Below are 18647 nucleotides of genomic sequence, written 5' to 3' on the forward strand. Positions count from 1 at the left end.
ACAAGCCTCATCGACGATGGCGCCTTGAAGTTCTCACGAACCACGCGCAAACAACCTGGAGGGAACTTCAGATTCGTTCTGCCACCTCAGGAGATGCCGCCCGTGAATCTCTACGCCAAGCTCCTGGAGCGTAACGCCGCGCGCAGGCCCATCAAGGTCGGCCTGATCGGCGCGGGCAAATTCGGCGCGATGTATCTGCATCAGGTGCTGCGCACGCCGGGCATCCATCTCGTGGGCATCGCCGATCTCTCCCCGGCGCGTGCGGTCGAGAACCTGAAGCGCGTCGGCTGGGACGAGCAGCGTTACGCCGCATCATCCCTGGACGACGCGCTGAAGCATGGCACGACGTTCGTCTCCGATGACTGGCAGGCACTGGTCGGATGCGATGCGATCGACGTCATCGCTGAATGCACCGGCAATCCGATCGCTGCGGTCGACCATTGTCTGGCGGCGTTCGCCGCCGGCAAGCCGATCATCAATGTCACCGTGGAGGCCGATGCGTTCTGCGGGCCGATCCTCGCGCACAAGGCCAAGCAGGCCGGTGTCATCTATAGTCTCGCCTATGGCGATCAGCCGGCGCTCGCCTGTGATCTCGTCGATTGGGCGCGCACCTGCGGCTTTCCGGTGGTTGCCGCCGGACGCGGCCATAAATGGCTGCCGCACTACCGGGAGTCCACGCCGGAGACGGTGTGGGACCATTGGGGCCTGACCGCGGAGCAGGCCGCGCGCGGCGGCATGAATCCCAAGATGTTCAACGCCTTTCTCGACGGCTCCAAGCCGGCGATCGAATCCGCTGCCTTCGCCAATGCGACCGGTCTCGAAGCGCCGTCGCAGGGGCTTGCATTCCCCCCGGGCTCGGTCGACGAGATTCCGACCTTGATGCGGCCGCGTGCGGAAGGCGGCGTGCTCGAGGCGAAAGGGCAGGTGGAGGTCGTGTCCTGCCTCACGGCGGATGGCCAGCCGATCGCCAACGACATTCGCAAGGGCGTCTGGGTCTGTTTCGAGGGCGACAGCGACTACGTCCGCAACTGCTTCGAGGAATACAAGGTCGTCACCGATCCGAGCGGCCGCTACATGTCGTCCTACAAGAAGTGGCATCTGATCGGCCTCGAGCTCGGCATCTCCGTCGCATCGGTTATCTTGCGCGGAGAGTCGACGGGCGCCGCGATCTGCTTCAATGCCGACGTCGCGGCGACGGCGAAACGGGATCTCAAGCCCGGCGATATGCTCGACGGCGAAGGCGGCTATACCGTCTATGGCAAGCTTGCGCCGGCCGAGGCCTCGTTGGCACAAGGCTATCTTCCGCTCGGGCTCGCTCATCAGGTGCGGCTGGTCCGGCCGGTCGCCAAGGACGCCTGCATCACCTGGTCCGACGTGGCCATGGACGAGACCTTGCCTGCCGTCCGTCTGCGCCGCGAGCAGGAGGCGCTTTATGCGCCGACCATGAGCCGGCATGCGTGACGGTGCCGCCGAGCGGGCGCGGTTGTCCGGCGGTGCCTGCAAATGCCGGTGATTGGCCGGGCCATGATGTGCAATCCGCGGCGTCTGATGCTAGAGCAGCCCTGGTCTATTTGAACGATCCAACGACCCGACCGCCACGGATGGAGGTCTCAGCGGCTGGCTGCGCCGGCCCGGGAGCGACGGAACGGAAGACGTGGGAGAGCTGCCATGAACGCCAATGTCAAACTGCCTGCCGCAAAGGGTGTCTTCATCGACAACAAGTGGCAGCCGGCGCAATCGGGCCGGACCATTGCAATGCTGGCGCCTGCGACCGGGCAGGTGATCGCCTCGATCGCGGCCGGCGACAAGGCCGACATCGATCTCGCGGTGGCCGCGGCGCGCCGCGCGCTCGAAGGTCCGTGGGGCTGCCTCGCGGCCGTGGAGCGCGGCCGCCTGTTGTCAAAGCTCGGCCGTCTCGTCGAGGACAATGCCGAGGAGCTGGCGAAGCTCGAGGCGGCCGATACCGGCAAGCCGATGAAGCAGGCCAGGGCCGACGTCGTCGCGGTCGCACGCTACTTCGAATATTACGGCGGCGCCGCCGACAAGGTGCATGGCGACACCATTCCGTTCCTCGACGGCTTCTTCGTCACGACCGTCTACGAGCCGCTCGGCGTCACCGCTCATATCATTCCCTGGAACTACCCTGGCCAGATGTTCGGGCGCACCGTTGCGCCGGCCCTCGCCATGGGCAATGCGACGGTGATCAAGCCGGCCGAGGAGGCCTGCCTGGTGCCGCTGCGCCTTGCGGAGCTTGCGGCGGAGGCCGGCTTCCCGGCGGGCGCGATCAACGTCGTGCCGGGTCTCGGCGAAGAGGCAGGCGCGGCGTTGTCCGCCCATGACGGCATCGACTTCCTCTCCTTCACCGGCAGCCCCGAAGTCGGAACGTTGGTGCAGACCGCGGCGGCGAAGAACCACATCGGATGCACGCTCGAGCTCGGCGGCAAGTCGCCGCAGATCGTGTTCGCCGATGCCGATCTCGACGCGGCGCTGACCTCGGTGGCGGCGGCGATCGTGCAGAATGCCGGGCAGACCTGCTCGGCCGGCTCGCGCGTGCTCGTCGAGCGCACGATGTGGGATCGCTTCCTGTCAGAGCTCAAGCTGCGCTTCGAGAAGATCACCGCAGGCACGCCGGAGATGGATCTCGATCTCGGCCCGGTCATCAGCGCGGTTCAGAAGAAGCGCATCGAGGGCATGCTGGCGCGCGCCGAGAGCGGCGGTGCCACGCGCGTCGCTACGGGCAAGATCGCCGAGGGCGTGCCGAGTGAAGGCTTCTATGTCGCGCCGGCGCTGTATCACCACGTCGACCGCAATTCCGAGTTGGCGCGCGAAGAGGTGTTCGGTCCGGTGCTGGCCGCGATGCCGTTCGATGACGAGGCTGACGCGATCAGGCTCGCCAACGGCACGGATTTCGGCCTGGTCGCCGGCGTGTGGTCGGGCGACGGCTCGCGGGCGATGCGCGTCGCGCGCAAGGTCAAGGTCGGCCAAATGTTCGTCAACGGCTACGGCGCGGGCGGCGGCATCGAGCTGCCGTTCGGCGGCATGAAGAAGTCCGGGCATGGCCGCGGGAAGGGCTTTGAGGCGCTATATGAGTTCGGGGCGATGAAGACCCTGATCGTCAAGCACGGCTAGACCGGCTGCGGCGAAGCTCCGATCGATTCCGCTGCGCGGGTGTCACCGGCAATGCCGCGCGTTGAAGCGCCAAGATGAGGCGCGACTAACAACGTTCAAGGGTGAAGGAGACGCTGGGATGAGCGACGAGAACGAACTGTTCGAGAAGGGCCTGAAGGTGCGCCGCGAGGTGCTCGGTGCCGGCTATGTCGATGGCAGCCTGGCCAAGGCCGACGACTTCATGATGGCGTTCCAGCACATCACCACCGAGATGTGCTGGGGCTATGCCTGGACGCGTCCAGGGCTCGATCGCCGCACCCGCAGCATCGTCAATCTCGCGATGCTGACCGCCTTGAGCAAGCCGAGCGAGCTCAAGCTTCACGTCAAGGGCGCGCTCACCAACGGCGTCACGGTGGATGAGATCAAGGAGATTCTGCTGCACGCCACCGTCTATTGCGGCATTCCCGCCGGCCTTGAGGCGTTCAAGGCCGCCCATGAGGTGCTCGTCGCGGAAGGCGCCATTCCGAAGAAGGACGGCGCATGAGCGCGCCGCAGAACGTTCTATTCGTCGGCATCGGCAACATGGGCTGGCCGATGGCCGCGCGTCTGCTCGGCGCCGGCTTTGCGGTCGCGGTCAATGATGCCGTGCCGGGCCGCGCGGCCGATTTCGTGCGCCAGGTCGGTGGTGCCGAGGCGGCGGATCTCGCGACGGCCGCACCGCAGGCGAATGTCGTCATCACCATGCTGCCGACCAGCAAGCATGTCGGCGAGGCCGTCGCCGCATTGCGCGCCGGCTTGAAGCAGGGTCAGATCCTGATCGACATGAGCTCCGGCGCGCCGGCGGCGACGCAGGCGATCGCGGCCGATCTCGCTCCGCTTGGCGTGACCATGCTCGACGCGCCGGTTTCCGGCGGCGTGCCGCGCGCGAAAACCGGCGAGCTCGCGATCATGGCCGGCGGCGATGCGGCCGCGCTCGACCGCGTCGAGCCGCTGCTGCGCGCGATGGGCACCACCATCCATCGCATCGGTGGCCTCGGCTCGGGGCAGGCGATGAAGGCGCTCAACAATCTGGTCTCGGCGGGCGGCTTCCTGATCGGCATCGAGGCCCTGCTGATCGGCCAGCAGTTCGGCATCGATCCCGCGTTGATGACCGACGTGCTCAACGCCTCCACCGGCATGAACAACTCGACGCAGAAGAAGTTCAAGCAGTTCGTTTTGTCGCGCCAGTTCAACAGCGGCTTCGGCCTCGACCTGATGGTGAAGGACCTCTCGATCGCACTCGAGATCGCACGCGCAGCCGGCGTCGCCGCGCCGTTCTCCAATCTCTGTCGCGAGCTGAGCGCGAGCGCGCAGGGCCTGCTCGGCCCAGGTCAGGATCACACCGCGCTCGCGAAGCTGAGCGAGGCGCTCGCGGGTGTCGAACTCGGCGGTGAACCAAGCTCACATTCGCAGAGCTGAGATCAGCCGATCGTAGCTCCTGGAGATCGGATGGAATTGGCGGCGAGCGATCGAAATCGCTGCTGGGTCGCGGGAAACCGGACGTCAGGCTGATGACCTGCAGGTCATAAATTTAAATCCTATCCCCGCAACCAACGAACGCCCGCAGCTTCGGTCGCGGGCGTTCTTGTTGGTGCGTGCTCGGGCGGGCGCCCGGCTAAGCCGTCAACTTCTGCCCACCGCACACGATCGCGCAGCGCGGCCCCCGGTCGCTCTGCGTCAGCGGCAGCCGACGCGATCCCGCGTAATAGTTCAAGCGCTTGTCTCCGCTGAACCTCGGCGTCATCGATCAATGAGTGGCGTGTATCGGCGCCAGTCGTTTGCAGTCGCGATATCGGCCGTAGTTGTACGGAGGTAAAAACACACGTTATGCGCAGGATATGTTTCGGTTCGACGGTAGTATTCGCGCGACGTGTCCCGCGGTCTGTTCTGCTGCCGGAAGCTCCGTCGAACTTGGGCCAGAAAGATCTTTAGCAGGTTTTAAGTCCAATTGATGGAGTGCGTCGCTTTCATTCGCGATGCGAATCCGACGGGGGAGAATGATCTTAGTGACATCGAAACCTGCGGGCAGCTGTGATGGTCCGTCCTAGGCCGTCGTCTGCTGACGTCGCGGCATTTGGAAAAGGAAGAACTGATCCATGTGTGTCGTATGCGAATGGGCGAGAGTGCTGGAGGATCCGAAAGCGTTTCCGCTCTCCCGCCGCAGGGTGATCGGAAACGCTGCCAAATTCGCGGCGGTCGCCGTTGCAGCGCCGATCGCTGCTGGAACGGACACTGCCTCTGCAACAGATGCTTGGACCTCATCGCGCGCGCCGCCGTCTGCAGCTGACGGAAAGGCGGACTGGCTATTTCAAAATGGAATGATCTACACGGTCAATTCCGCGCAGCCGACCGCGGAGGCCGTGGCAGTCCGCGCCAAGGAGATCGTCTATGTCGGGGACAAGGCCGGTGCTGCGGCATGGCGCGGACCGCACACGAGAGTGGTCGACCTTGCGGGGCGGATGTTGTTGCCCGGCTTCATCGACGGCCACAACCATCTCATCGCCTTGGCGGTCACCAAGCTGGGCGTGAACCTCCGCGACATCACCGGCAAGGACAAGGTCCTCGACGCCATCCGTCAGTACATCGCTACGCTGCCGCCCGGCGCGCCGCTGCGCGGCTACGGCTGGACGGGAGGCGTCTCGTTCGGCTCCGACCATTTTCCGCGACGCGAATGGCTCGACGAACTCACTGGCGATCGGCCGATGTTGATCTGGAACGCCGACATCCACGAGTCCTGGTTCAACACGGCGGCGATGAAGCTGGCGGGAATCGACAAGAACACCCCTGATCCTGAACCGGGCAAGCAGTATTTCAAGCGCGATCCCCAGGGCACGCCGACCGGCGTCGCGATCGAAGGTGCGACCATCCCTCTTGCGATCGCGACCGGCGTGTTTTCGCGGCAGACGATCCGGGAGTCGCAGCGCCTGACCATCGATCGGGCGCCGTCATGGGGTTTGACGGCCTACATGGATGCAGGCGTGTTGGCCGGCCGTTCTAGCGGCGGCAGCGAAGCCTTGTGGCGCGATATCATCGACCGGGACAATCGCGGTGAATTGCCGATCCGCATCGTCGGCACTGTCTGGACCCGCGCCGAGAACGACGATCCGCAAGCCATCGCTGCCGAACTCGTCGGGTGGAACAAGAAGCTGCGTTCGCCCCACGTGCAGATCTCGATCTGCAAGATGTGGACGGATGGCACCGCGATGGCCGGCACTGCGCTGCTGCTGGATCCCTTCGAAAACCAGCCCGGCAACAGAGGATCGGGCCTTCTGTCGCCGGCCCATATCAAGGCGCAGGTCGAGGCCGTGCACCGCGCCGGATTCGACATGCATATTCATGCCGATGCGGATGGGTCGGTTCGGGTCGTGATCGACGCCATCGAGGATGTGCAGAAGCGGCTCGGCCAGCAGGGGCGGCGCCACACCGTCTGTCACCTGTCGCTCGCGCATCCCGACGACGTCAAGCGCTTCAAACCCCTTGGTATCATCGCCAATGGCACCCCGGCCTGGGCTACCAATTACGATGGCGTCTATGTCGAGGAGTACAAGAAGCTGTTCGGCGAGAAGCGCGTCGAGGAGCGCGTGTACGCCTATGGCGATCTCGTGCGGTCCGGGGCGACCGTCACCTTCGGCGCCGACCTGGGCGGCGTTGATATCGACGAATGTCCGCCGCTCTATCAGCTCGAGGCGACCATCACGCGACAGCGCCCCGGTTTCCGCGACGATCCTCCGATGGTGCCGCGCCAGCGGATCAGCGTCGAGGAGGCGATCCGCTGTTTCACGCTCAACGGCGCCTATCAAATCCGACTCGAGCACCAGATCGGCTCGATCGAGGTCGGCAAGAAGGCGGATCTCGTCGTGCTCGGGGCAAATCTTCTCGAGATCGATCCGCACGACATCCACAAGGTCCCGGTGCTGCTGACCTTGATGGACGGCGAGGCTCGTCACGACAGGCTGCAGCCTGAGCGAGCTCGCAAGACGCGAGGGGGAAACCATGTGCATCGCTTGTAATTGGGGCCGATTCCGCGGCTTGCTCGAGCTCGACGGCCGGGCCGCATCCGAGTTCGATCCGTCGCGACGTCAGTTGCTGCAGGCAGGTGCGACGTTTGCTGCGACCGGCGTCGCAGCGGCCATGCCGATGCGGGCGGAGGCGGCTGCAGGCGGCAAGGCCGACATCGTGTTCCGCAACGGTCCCGTCTATACCGTCAACGGCGGCAGAGAATGGGCCCGGGCGGTTGCCGTTGCGCAAAAGCGGATCGTCTATGTCGGCGATGACACGCAGGTCAGCCGCTTCATCGGTCCCAAGACACGGGTCGTCGATCTCGCGGGCAGGATGCTGCTGCCGGGATTCATCGAAGGACACATTCACCCGATCTCAGGCGCCGCGATCACCAGCGGTATCGATCTTCAGTACGACACGCGTGACGACATGATCGGCGCGCTGACGGCGTATCGTGACAAGCTCGGCAAGGTCGAGGTCGTGCGCGGCTTCGGCTGGCGCTATCATGCATTCCCGTTCACCGGTCCGCGCAAGGAGGATCTCGACCAGATCTGGCCGGACACGCCCGTCTTCCTTGCGGCGATCGACGGCCATTGTGCCTGGATCAACTCCAAGGCGCTGGCGATGGCGAAGATCACCAAGGCCACAAAGGATCCGCTGCCCGGCTTCAGCTATTTTCAGCGTGATAAGGCGACCGGTGAGCCAACCGGCTACGTCGTCGAGGTGCCGGCGATGATGGTCGCGCTCAACGCCGCCGCGCCGTTCACCAGCAAATTCATCACGGAATCGCTCGAAGCGTGGCTGCCGAAGGCGTCCGCGGCGGGCATCACCACTGTCTTCGATGCAGGAATGCAGATCCTTCCGGAAGCCGCGGGCTTTCAGCTCTACCAGGACCTCGAAGGGCGCGGGAAGCTGTCCTTCCGCGTGATCGGGTCGACCTATCACAACAACCCCGCGGTCGATCCCGTCCCCATCATCAAGGCGTTGCGAAAGCAGTTTCATTCCGAACTGGTGCAGGCTTCCGTGCTCAAGCTGAACATCGACGGCGGCGAGGCGCAGCGCACGTCAGCGATGCTGGCCCCTTACGACGACGATCCCAAGACCAGCGGCGAGACGCTGCTGCCTCCGGACCTGTTCAAGGACATTATCCTTCGCGCCGACAGAGACGGATTCAACATCCACATCCATTGCTGCGGCGACCGCGGCGCCCGGCTGTGCCTCGATGCTTTCGAGGCGGCAATGAAGGCGAACCCGCCACGCGATCGCCGTCATACGGTCTGCCATCTGGTGGTCGTTGCCCCCGAGGATCTGCCGCGCTTTGCCGCGCTCGGCGTCACCGCGGAATTCTCGGCGCAATGGGCGGTGCCGGATCCATCCTGGCGCGACGTGGTGCGCACACGGCTCGGCGCGCGGGCCGATACGGTGTATCGCATCGGTTCGATCCTGCGCGATGGAGGCAACATCTCGTTCGGCACCGACTGGCCGGCGGCCGGCCACTACAGCACTTTCCGGCCGCTGGAGGCGATCGAGATCGCAACGACGCGGCGCGAGCTCAACCGGCCCGATCAGCCGCCGCTGGTGCCGCTCGCCGAGCGCATCAGCCTCGACCAGGCCTTGCGCGCCGCGACCATGGGCCCGGCCTATCAGCTCGGCCTGGACCGCAAGATCGGTTCGATCGAGGTCGGCAAGCTCGCCGATCTGGTTGTGCTGGAGAAGAACCTGTTCGAGGTCGCTCCGCACGACATTCACAAGACGAAGGTCGTCATGACGGTGATGAACGGCCAGATCCGGCACGAATGATCGGGCGGGGCGTCGAAGCGCATGCGAGGTTGTGAGCAGGAATGTCCAAACATGATCGCTGGCTGATCCTGTTGATCGTCTCCAGCGCGCTCGCGCTGATCGTCATCGACATGACGGTGCTGTACACGGCGCTACCGAGTCTCACCCATGAACTCGGCGCGACGGCGTCAGAGAAGCTGTGGATCGTGATGGCCTACGGACTCGTCGTGGCCGGACTGCTGCCCGGCTGCGGCGCACTCGGCGATCGGTTCGGCCATAAATCGACGTTCGTCAGCGGCCTCGTCGTGTTCGGAACGGCATCCCTCATCGCCGCCTATGCGCCAACGCCTGCCGTTCTGATCGGAGGACGGGTCGTGCTCGCCGTCGGCGCCGCGCTGATGATGCCGGCGACGCTGTCGATCATCCGGGTCACCTTTTCCGACCACCATGAGCGCGCGCTCGCCATCGGCATCTGGGGCGCCGTCGCATCCAGCGGCGCCGCGGTCGGCCCTCTCGTCGGCGGCGTGCTGCTGGAGTACTTCTGGTGGGGCTCGGTCTTTCTGATCAACGTGCCCCTGGTCGCGGTCGTGCTCCTCGTCGCGCTGCTGCTGATCCCTGGAGACGGCGAGCGCAACGGCCGGATGCTCGATGTGCTCGGCTCGGTGCAGGTCATGGCCGGACTCATCGGTTTTGCCTATATCGTCGAGGAGTGTGGCAGTCCACACCCTCACTACGGCATTTTGGCAGCCGTGGCGGTCGGCACGGTGATCATGCTGACCCTCTTCGTGCGCCGTCAGCTTCGGCTCGATCATGCGTTGATCGACTTCACGCTGTTCCGCGAGGCCGAGTTCGCGCTCGGTGTGGCGACTGCGATCGTCGCCGCGCTCGCGATCGCCGGCACCGAGCTTGCGATCAGCCAGCGTCTGCAACTCGTGCTCGGCTATTCGCCGTTGCAGGCGGCGCTGTATATCCTGCCGGCGCCGCTGGCGGCGTTCATCGGCGGGCCGCTGACGAGCCTGGCGCTTCGTCACATCGGACCAGCCAATGCCATGCGTGCTGCGCTCCTGCTCGCCGGTCTAGGGGCCGCGGGCTATCTCTTCTTCTTCACCGCGAGCCTTCCGCTGCAACTGACCTGTATCGCCGTCAATGGTTTCGGACTGGGCGTCGCCATGGCGGCCGCGTCCAATGCCATCATGAATCAGGCTCCGGTTGGCCGCGAAGGCATGGCGGCCTCGATCGAGGAGGTCTCCTTCGAGCTCGGCGGCGCGGTCGGGATCAGCATCTTCGGCAGCATCCTGTCCGGCGTCTACACCGCGGCGATGGTCGTGCCGGATAAGTCGGAAATTCCGCCGAGCGCGCGGGACAGCATCGATTCAGCCCTGATGATCGCGGAGCGACTACCCGCCGAGATCGCGGGCCTCGTCATCTCGCAAGCCCATCAGGCGTTCGACCGGGCGTTCATCTCGGTCGCTCTCGTCGCGACGATGCTGCTGCTGGGCGCCGCTCTTCTTTTCCGCGTGCGGAGAGGGCGGTACGCCGCCGAGGCGAGGCGACATGCTCATTGAGGCAGCCGAGAGGGGGCTCGAGATGAGAGTCGGGCGCGGACTTCGGTGGGAACGCGCAACGGGCGGGCTGGGTTGTTCCGGCCGACGCGTCTGGCTGCGTTGCGTGAAATCAGGGAGCAAACCTGAAACGATTGGTGGGCCCGGCAGGACTCGAACCTGCAACCAGACCGTTATGAGCGGCCAGATCGCTGGGGGGGGGCGGAGATTATTGATTTAGTTCGGGTCGCTATCTGACAAGCTTCACGTTTGTTCACGGTATATTGGTGGTCAATTGGTGGTTGGCGCCTTCAGGCCATCTAACCGATCATAACAATGATAGCTGGGTCGTGTCCCTGGGCGTGGTGCAGCACGGTAGAGCAAAGCCGTGCGCCCGCGCGCTCCCCCCATAATAGCGCCGTAGTGGGTGGACGGCTTTGTGGTGGTCACCGGCGATTGCCCGGTAGGGTTGGGTTGCTGACACCAACCTGATTCGAGGATACACCGATGAACCGACGAGATGGTCAAGTTTCGCGCGCTCGTGGAGAAGGCCCGGACGCCGATCTTCTGCGTGAGATGATCGGCTTTGCAGTCCAGCGGTCGATGGAGATGGAAGGTCGCCGGGCTGCGCAGAGCATCCTATGGCGAGAAGATCTCCGAGCGTCTGGCGCAGCGCAAAGGCTACTGTGAGCGGACCTAGGAGACTCGCGCCGGGGCGGTCGAGCTGCGCATCCCGAAGCTGCGCAAGGGAAGCGACTTGCCGGGCTTCCTGGAGCCGCGCCGGATGGCCGATAAGGCGCTGACGGCCGTCATTCAGGAGGCCGACGTCCTCGGTATCTCGACCCGATCGGTCGACGAACCTCGTGCAGGCGATGGAGATGAGCGGCATCTTGAAGAGCCAGGTGAGCCGGCTCTAGCTGTGGAGCCTCAAGAGGTTGTCCTCTGACAGACCGAGTCTGCTGATTGGCGTTTGAGACTTTATCCCGCCACGCGGGCGATGCCAGTTGTATCTGTGCAGTCAATGGGGGAGCTCCTCAGCGCGTCGGTCCGAGGTGGAGTAGGCCTGAGCATAGGCCCGCTCCCTGAGTGCCGTCTGTATGAAGCGTTCGGCCTTACCATTAATTTTTCCCATCCCATCGAGAGGGAGAATGGCGAGATCAAGCGCCGCACAGAGGTCGTCGGCATCTTCCCAAACGAAGACGCCATCGTCCGTCTCGTCCGCGCCATCCTGCTCGAACAGAACCACGAGTGGGCCGTCCAGCGCGCATGCTACATGACGCTGTAAACCATCGCGCCGTTGAGCGATGATCCCATCGTCGGCCTGCCCGCTGTGGCAGGCTGATCAGCTCGGCCCACACCGGAATCGCCCGGTGACCCACCATGCCAGCTACACCGCTCTGGGACACGATCCCTACTAGAGATGTCCACTCATTCGGAGGATGTTCGGGACGAACACTCGGGCAGCTGTCGCAGCTCAAGACGTCTGCGCGGCAAAATGAAGCTTGAATCCTACGTAACGTGAGGTTGTAAAGTCCGAGTCGTACCGCGTCACGCCTCGCGATCGGAAGTGGGGCTTCAATGTCCTTAAGGTCTCAGGTGAGTCGGGGGCGGCGACCACGGGCAGGTCGAAGTGACTGTGAGGATTTTAAACTGAATTCGAAGCGGCTGATTCCGAAAGTGACTTTCGGATTCTTGAATTCAAAGTTTCTTGGCGCTCCACCGGACGGTGGAGCTAGGAAAAGTTATCTCATCTAAGGAGGGGGCATGGAACCCGGCTATAACGACCCGAACTATTGGATGCGCTGGTACGCAGAGCAGCAGGAGCTGCTGCGTGCGCGGCAGGAGGCCGATCTCGAGCCGGTTGATCAGGCTGGCTTTGAGCAGCAGCTGGGCGAACTGCAGCTTCGATCCTCCAAGGAGAGTTCGCCTGAAGCCAGTTCGCCTGAGGCCAGTTCGCCTGACACTCCAGTCGCGCGGTGGGGCGACAATATGCAGCGCACGAACAATGGTGGTTCGATGCGAATGCCGCAAGGATATAATTTGCGGGACAGTTCGTTCAGCAGTGCGCGTTACAGCGTCGATGTTCCGCGCGCTCTTCTTGGATCGGGCGCAGACGGCTTGGGTGACGTCTCATCCAGCAGCATGCGTTACGCAGGGCCTTTGGAAGCGCAATCTACAGTTCGGACGAAAGAATACCGCAAGCCACGCGGATTTCTGTCCCGGGTCAAATCAGGACTAGGTAAAGTCTTGGGAGGAAGTCGCCGTGAGAAGTCGTCTGGCGACCCGGAGTATGTTGTTCTCCACTCCGAGCTTCGTGTCGACCGTGCAAAGCGCAGTCGCCCATCCGATGTAGACCACGAGCTGATCAAAGAGTTCGAGACGGCGTTGAGCGCTACGAACTATAACACCGCCACTATCAAGGACTACACTACAGCGCTTCGGTGGTTCAGTGAGCTCCTCCAGTCAAAAGGCCTCATTCTGAAGGACGTGCTTGGCGATCCTGACCTTCTGACGACTCTTAAAGATGAATTCAACAAGGACGTGAGCGTCGCTTACAGAAATAAGAAGTCTTTGAGTGGAGCTCTCCGTGTGCTTCAGGAATTTCAGGCTGGAAAGATTATTCAAGCTCCTAGTCGGGCCACACGCGTCGCACCCATGCGCCCTTCTGACGAGCAGATGATTAACCAGTTTGAGAAAGGAATCAGAGACTACAAAATTGAGACTGATGGTACCAGAGGCCGCGGGACTGGGATCGTTCCCTCCGCAACCATTCTCTCACATGTGAAAAGTCTGAGGCAGTTCGCGCGTTGGCTCCAAGCGAACGATAAGAGTTCATTGACTAGGTTGTACACGGAGCCAACGTCGTTGGCCGACGATGTGGACGAGTACCTCCAAGCTGTTGGCGACGATCAGGGCCGCCTCAGCGTAGCGCTGTCCCACTTGCGTAGATTTGGGACTGATGGGCAGCTCATAGGTATCGGCGCCGGCCCTCGCCTAATGGGACGCCAAACATTTGCTCCTTATCCGGAGGACGCCGTCGCTATCGACCGTGACATGATCAATGCGCTGTCCATGGGCGAGGAAAGAAGCGCCGTTGCATCGCAAGCCTCGCGACTGCGCGGTTTCAGTGACTGGCTTCAGAGGGAGGGCAGACCTGCCATTGTGGACCGGATTAACAGATCTTTTGAGCCGTTGGACTCTTTGAGGGCTGATCTCGCGGCGTATCGTAAAACTGGAAAGCAGGTGCCCCCGCTTGATCAAATTCGAGCATTCTTGGGCCTCGAAAGATTGCGCCGTTACGACATTGATAAGCAGCTCGTGGGTATCGGTGCCGGCCCCAGCCTGATGGGACGCCAAACATTTGCTCCTTATCGGGTGGACGCCCTCGCCATCGACAGTGGCGTGACCAATGCGCTGTCCTTGGGCGAGGAAAGAAGCGCCGCTTCGTCGCAAGCCTCGCGACTGCGCGGTTTCAGTGATTGGCTTCAGAGGGAGGGCAGACCTGCCATTGTGGACCGGATTGACGGAACTGTTGAACAGCTGGACTCGTTGAGGACTGATCACGCGGCGTACCGTAAAACGGGAAGGCAGGTGCCACCGCTTGATCAAATTCGAGCATTCTTTGGCCTCGAAAGATTGCGCCTTTACGACGAGGACGCCAGCCTCATCGAGGGCCTTGCTAACGAGGAGTTGAACAAGCCTAATCTTACTTCAAAGAAAAGCGCAGCAGCTCTAAGAACTGTTTCAGCACAGCGCGAGTTCGGCGCGTGGCTCCGAACAACCGGTAGAACGAGCATCGCAAGCCGCATCAATGGCAATGACGAGCAGCGAAGCTCGCTGGATCGAGACTACGAGGCTTTCCAGGAAGTTGGGGGGGACATCCCCGTGGCTTTGAGGAAGCTCAGGCAGTATGCACAGGTCGTCGATGCAAATAAGGCGCTCGGTCTGAACCTCCCGCAGCAGAGCGGCGAGCCGGACGCAAGCTCGACCTGGAGACGAACTTTGCCGCAGCCGCCGTCAGAAGCTGAGTGGACCCGGTCGCAGCCCGACCGGTTTGGGCAGGCGGGGTTGCAGACTTCGGCCGACTCAAGCTCGACCTCAACCTGGCTTCAAGACTTGCAATTGCCGGCCTTCTTCGACTTTCCCACGCCGGAGGGCGCGCCCGCTCACTCCTCAGAGATTTACCAAGGCCTTTCTTCGTTCGCGGACCTGCCGTCTACACCGCAGGCCGTGCGTGACGACGCCCAGTCGGCCTACTTCAATGTCTTTCCGGAAGACGCGCCAGTCCCATCCTCAGAGATTTACCAAGGTCTTTCTTCGTTCGCGGACCTGCCGTCCACACCGCAGGCCGTGCGTGACGACGCCCGGTCGGCCTATTTCAGTGTTTTTCCGGAAGATGCGCCAGTTCCGTCCTCAGAGATTTACCAAGGTCTTTCTTCGTTCACGGACCTGCCGTACACACCGCAGGCCTTGCGCGACGACGCCCAGTCGTCCTACTTCAATGCCTTGCCGGAGGGCGCGCCCGCCCGCTCCTCAGAGATTTACCAAGGTCTTTCTTCGTTCACGGATCTGCCGTCTATACCGCAGGACATGGGTGACGACGCCCAGTCAAGGCCGGCGCTCAGCCCAGCCGGCGCTCCGCCGTTCTTCATCGGCTCCTCAGGCGTTCTGCAGGAGCTCGAAGACATCGGACATCTCGTCGGTGAGGATTGGCGGCATGGCTCACAACCGGTGCCGGATTATCTGATCGATGTGCTGGACAACAAAATGCTGTTGCCGAGTTCGCGAATGGCTCCCCAGCCGGTGGCCATCAACGGAGAGACCTATTCCGTCACAATGGGACCGCGAGGTCGCCGTGACTCCCAATTCGTCCATCATCCCCGTCACCTCGCCGCCTGGGATGCCCAGGCCGGCACATCGGGTACCGCTGCTTCTTCCGGCGACCGCAGCGGACGTGTGCTGGGCTCCATGCAGTGGCTGGGTGACGAGCACATCCAACGAGACTACGAGCTTCTGTCGGAGGAGTTGCAGCAAAGCAATCCAGATCTCGCCGCTCGGACCCGGTTCGTGGATCCCCTAATGGCCTTTCAGCTGGCCCATAGCACAGGTGCCGATGCCCTAAGGGCGTTCCATATAATCGTGTCCGATCGGAATGAAAACGACACAGCCGACTTCCTGTTCCTGCCGGTGAACAATGCCAGTATCTCGGGCCTCTCTGCGCGAGGCACTCATTGGTCGTTGCTGCTGGTCGACCGTCGCAACCGCGACAGGCCAGTTGCCTACCACTACGACTCCGCTCAACAGTACGGCAATGCCGGACCAGCGGCAAGACTCGCAGCAGCAGTAGGGGCCAATCCGCAACATGCCCCAATAGCTCAGCAGAGCAACAGCTACGATTGCGGCGTCTTTGTCGTCGACGGTACGAGGGAGCTGGCACGAAGGCTTGCAGGAGGGCGCCAGGTAGATCTCAACCTCAGCAACCTCATCGTCGATCGGCAGGCACTTCAGAACCGGCTGAAGAGCTGATGTCGGCTTCAATAGCGTGCCTGATTGAAGCACAGCGTCTCGCCCATTGAGGGTCTAGGATCGGCGTGTCTGTAGAGCATGACGTGTAGCCGGCGTCAGGGCTGCTTTGCAAAATTGCAAGGCAGCCCCAACCGGCGCGATGTGGAATGAACGAACCAGAAGTGCGATCAGCAAGGTATTCCGAAACTTTCGAACTGGGGCTCCGACAAAACGCGCGGCCAAAGGCGCAGGCTCCTGCCTCGCCATCCAGTAGCTTTTAGACTCCTGGTGTGTTTACGCGAAGCAGCGCGGGTGGACGGATTTGCGTTGGTCACCGGCGCTTGCCTGGCAGGGTCGGGTTGATGACACCGACCTGATTCGAGAGATCACTAGCCGGTCGGCCAAGGGCCATTGCTCGAGATGAAGACGGCCTGTGGCGACGATTGAACGGGGTTTTGGCTTGCCAGGCGCGAGTCTATGTCGCCGAGAAAAACGAGATCTGCAGCATCCGGCGGCTCTTCCACTTCCGCAACCGCACCCAGTTCTGTTCGCTAGTCTCTTCGATGATTCGTTAGGAAGCTTGACCGAAGTCAATCGATCCGGAATAACATTGCCGCCTGCTCGGCGATGAGGAAGCCGTAAGTTGCGATGCACAGCGTGGCGTGGTGATGGAAGCCGCGGCAGCCCCTTCCTCATAGTGGCTGAGCCCGATCTGCTGCTTCAGCTCTTCATAGTCGCGCTCGACCGTCCGGCGCAGCTTGGTGAAGTCGACAAGCTTCCGGAATGGGGTTGTCGCAGGCAGCATCGAGAGCTAGTATCTGGTCAGCTCTTTTTCCTCTTTGGGCCATTGGATCGGCAGCCTCTCTGACCTTGCCCTAGGGCTTAATCCAGTTTGAAGTTCGTTCTGGCCCCTAGAGAGGATCAGAGCATGAAGCGCAGCCGCTTTGCGGAAGAGCAGATCACCGGGATTTTGAAGGAGCACGAGGCTGGCGTTGCGGTCGCCGATCTGTGCCGCAAGCATGGCGTGAGCGACGCCAGCATTTACAAGCGGAAGACCAAGTTCGGCGGAATGGACGTCTCGGAGGCCAAGCGGCTGAAGACGCTGGAGGACGAGAACACGCGGCTGAAGCGGCTGCTGGCGGACACCATGCTGGACAATGCCGCCCTGAAGGATCTCCTGGGAAAGAAGTGGTGACGCCCGCGGCGAAGCGGCAGGCTGTCGCACATCTCGTGGGCGTTCACGGGACGAGCGAACGGCGGGCGTGTAAAGCCATCGGCTGTTGCCGCATGACGGTCAGATACCAGACGAGCCGGGCCGATGATGCCGGGCTGCGGCAGCGCATGAGGGCGATAGCCCATGAGCGCCGCCGCTTCGGCTATCGTCGCCTGCACGTCCTGCTCAGGCGAGAGGGCTGCCTGGTCAATCACAAGAAGCTGTTCCGGCTGTACCGGGAGGAACGGCTCACGGTGCGCCGCAGAGGTGGCCGCAAGCGGGCCCTCGGCACACGTGCGCCGATGACGGTGCCGCTGCTCCCGAATGATCGCTGATCGCTCGACTTTGTGTCGGATCAGATGACCGACGGCCGGCGCTTTCGCATCCTGACCGTGGTCGACGACTGCGCCCGCGGGTGCCTGGCGCTGGTGGCCGACACCTCACTCTCGGGCGCCCGGGTCGCTCGGAGCTAGACCGGCTGGTCGCCGAGCGCGGCAAGCCCAGGATGGTGGTGAGCGACAACGGCAGCCAGCTCACCAGCAATGCCATCCTGACATGGGCTGATCAGAGCCGTGTCGCCTGGCACTACATCGCGCCGGGCAAACCCATGCAGAACGTATCGCTCCGGCGTAGGCCGCCTTGTTCGGCGTCACCGGCCGCCTAAGGATATGGCCTTAAGTCCAGCCTTGAGGTCATGCGGCGATGCAGATGGAAGTTTTGGGCGCCGAACGGCGGCGTCGATGGAGTTATGAGGATAAGGTTCGTCTGATCGAGGAGACGATGCAGTCCGGGCAGACCGTCTGCGGAGTTGCCCGGCGGCATGGGGTGGCTCAGAGCCTGCTGTTCACCTGGCGCCGGCAGGCGCGGCAGGGCCGGCTGGGTGCCGAGGCTGTGCCGGCTATCGTTCCTGTCGCCATCGTGTCGTCGCAGGCTGACGACTTGACGAGGGTGCCATCACCACCGTCGCCATCGCGTGCCGCACCGAGCATGCGGGCCGGAACGATCGAGATCGAACTGGACGACTGCTGCGTGCGCGTCGACCGCGACGTGGACACCGAGGCACTTCGGCGCATTCTCGACCTTTTGAGGCGGCGATGATTCCGATCCCGAGCGACGTCAAGGTCTGGATTGCGACCGGCCACACGGACATGCGCCGTGGTATGCAGAGCCTGGCCCTGATGGTCCAGGAGATTTTGAAGCGAGATCCCCACGCCGGCGATCTCTACATCTTCCGCGGCCGTCGCGGGGATCTGGTCAAGATCCTGTGGCATGACGGAATCGGCTTGTCGCTCTACGCCAAGCGCCTCGACCGAGGAAAGTTCATCTGGCCTTCGGTGTCCAATGGCGCGGTGTCGATCTCGGCCGCGCAGATGGCCTACATGCTTGAGGCGATCGATTGGAGGAATCCGTAGCTGACATGGCGGCCACAAAGCGCAGGCTGAGCAGAGATAGTTGCGGATTCC

10 protein-coding genes and 5 pseudogenes are annotated in these 18647 nt (G+C 62.9%); 13 read left to right on the top strand and 2 right to left on the bottom strand.

What is annotated here, in order from left to right; all coding sequences use genetic code 11:
* The first annotated feature begins 102 nt into the window (after positions 1-102).
* The 8 genes and pseudogenes from BRAD285_RS04895 to BRAD285_RS36065 all read left to right on the top strand — a co-directional run.
* Complete coding sequence (locus tag BRAD285_RS04895; RefSeq protein ID WP_006614983.1) at positions 103-1461, top strand: NAD(P)H-dependent oxidoreductase; 1359 nt, start codon at positions 103-105, stop codon at positions 1459-1461.
* Positions 1462-1668: 207 nt separating this feature from the next.
* Positions 1669-3129 (top strand): aldehyde dehydrogenase family protein, encoded by a 1461-nt coding sequence (locus BRAD285_RS04900; RefSeq protein WP_006614984.1) that lies wholly within the window; start codon positions 1669-1671, stop codon positions 3127-3129.
* A gap of 118 nt (positions 3130-3247) precedes the next feature.
* Positions 3248-3652 carry a carboxymuconolactone decarboxylase family protein gene (locus BRAD285_RS04905; RefSeq protein WP_006614985.1) on the top strand — a complete coding sequence of 135 codons (405 nt, stop codon included), beginning with the start codon at positions 3248-3250 and terminating at the stop codon, positions 3650-3652.
* Positions 3649-4566, top strand: coding sequence for an NAD(P)-dependent oxidoreductase (locus tag BRAD285_RS04910; protein ID WP_006614986.1), 918 nt, complete (start codon positions 3649-3651; stop codon positions 4564-4566). The genes BRAD285_RS04905 and BRAD285_RS04910 overlap by 4 nt, the downstream gene beginning before the upstream one ends.
* A gap of 899 nt (positions 4567-5465) precedes the next feature.
* The gene (locus BRAD285_RS04915) at positions 5466-7157 is read left to right on the top strand and encodes an amidohydrolase (protein WP_035648556.1); all 1692 of its coding nucleotides are present in this window, start codon (positions 5466-5468) and stop codon (positions 7155-7157) included.
* Positions 7141-8946 carry an amidohydrolase gene (locus BRAD285_RS04920; protein WP_006614988.1) on the top strand — a complete coding sequence of 602 codons (1806 nt, stop codon included), beginning with the start codon at positions 7141-7143 and terminating at the stop codon, positions 8944-8946. The genes BRAD285_RS04915 and BRAD285_RS04920 overlap by 17 nt, the downstream gene beginning before the upstream one ends.
* A 41-nt stretch (positions 8947-8987) precedes the next feature.
* Positions 8988-10490: an MFS transporter gene (locus tag BRAD285_RS04925; protein ID WP_006614989.1), complete on the top strand. Its 1503-nt coding sequence runs from the start codon at positions 8988-8990 to the stop codon at positions 10488-10490.
* 496 nt (positions 10491-10986) lie between these two features.
* A pseudogene (locus BRAD285_RS36065) lies at positions 10987-11380 on the top strand (transposase); the annotation flags it as partial.
* On the opposite strand, the pseudogene BRAD285_RS36070 reads toward BRAD285_RS36065, so the two are convergent.
* Positions 11380-11592, bottom strand: a pseudogene (locus tag BRAD285_RS36070) (integrase core domain-containing protein); the annotation flags it as partial. The pseudogenes BRAD285_RS36065 and BRAD285_RS36070 sit on opposite strands and share 1 nt — an antisense overlap.
* Before the next feature lie 6 nt (positions 11593-11598).
* On the opposite strand from BRAD285_RS36070, the pseudogene BRAD285_RS36075 reads away from it, so the two are divergent.
* Both BRAD285_RS36075 and BRAD285_RS04945 read left to right on the top strand, forming a co-directional pair.
* Positions 11599-11751 (top strand): annotated as a pseudogene (locus tag BRAD285_RS36075) (transposase); the annotation flags it as partial.
* Between the two features lie 479 nt (positions 11752-12230).
* Entirely contained in the window at positions 12231-15992 is a 3762-nt protein-coding gene (locus BRAD285_RS04945; protein ID WP_244563579.1) for a Ulp1 family isopeptidase, read from the top strand.
* 587 nt (positions 15993-16579) lie between these two features.
* Here the strand turns inward: BRAD285_RS04945 and BRAD285_RS36080 are convergent.
* Positions 16580-16848: pseudogene (locus BRAD285_RS36080) on the bottom strand (IS701 family transposase); the annotation flags it as partial.
* 51 nt (positions 16849-16899) lie between these two features.
* Here BRAD285_RS36080 and BRAD285_RS04950 point away from each other — a divergent pair.
* The 3 genes and pseudogenes from BRAD285_RS04950 to tnpB all read left to right on the top strand — a co-directional run.
* Positions 16900-17800, top strand: a pseudogene (locus BRAD285_RS04950) (IS3 family transposase); the annotation flags it as partial.
* Between the two features lie 92 nt (positions 17801-17892).
* Positions 17893-18282: a transposase gene (locus BRAD285_RS04955; RefSeq protein WP_157681650.1), complete on the top strand. Its 390-nt coding sequence runs from the start codon at positions 17893-17895 to the stop codon at positions 18280-18282.
* Positions 18279-18596 (top strand): IS66 family insertion sequence element accessory protein TnpB, encoded by a 318-nt coding sequence (gene tnpB / locus BRAD285_RS04960; RefSeq protein ID WP_087877579.1) that lies wholly within the window; start codon positions 18279-18281, stop codon positions 18594-18596. The genes BRAD285_RS04955 and tnpB overlap by 4 nt, the downstream gene beginning before the upstream one ends.
* The last annotated feature ends 51 nt before the right edge of the window (positions 18597-18647 follow it).

It is taken from the genome of Bradyrhizobium sp. ORS 285 (assembly GCF_900176205.1).
Classification (GTDB): Bacteria; Pseudomonadota; Alphaproteobacteria; order Rhizobiales; family Xanthobacteraceae; genus Bradyrhizobium.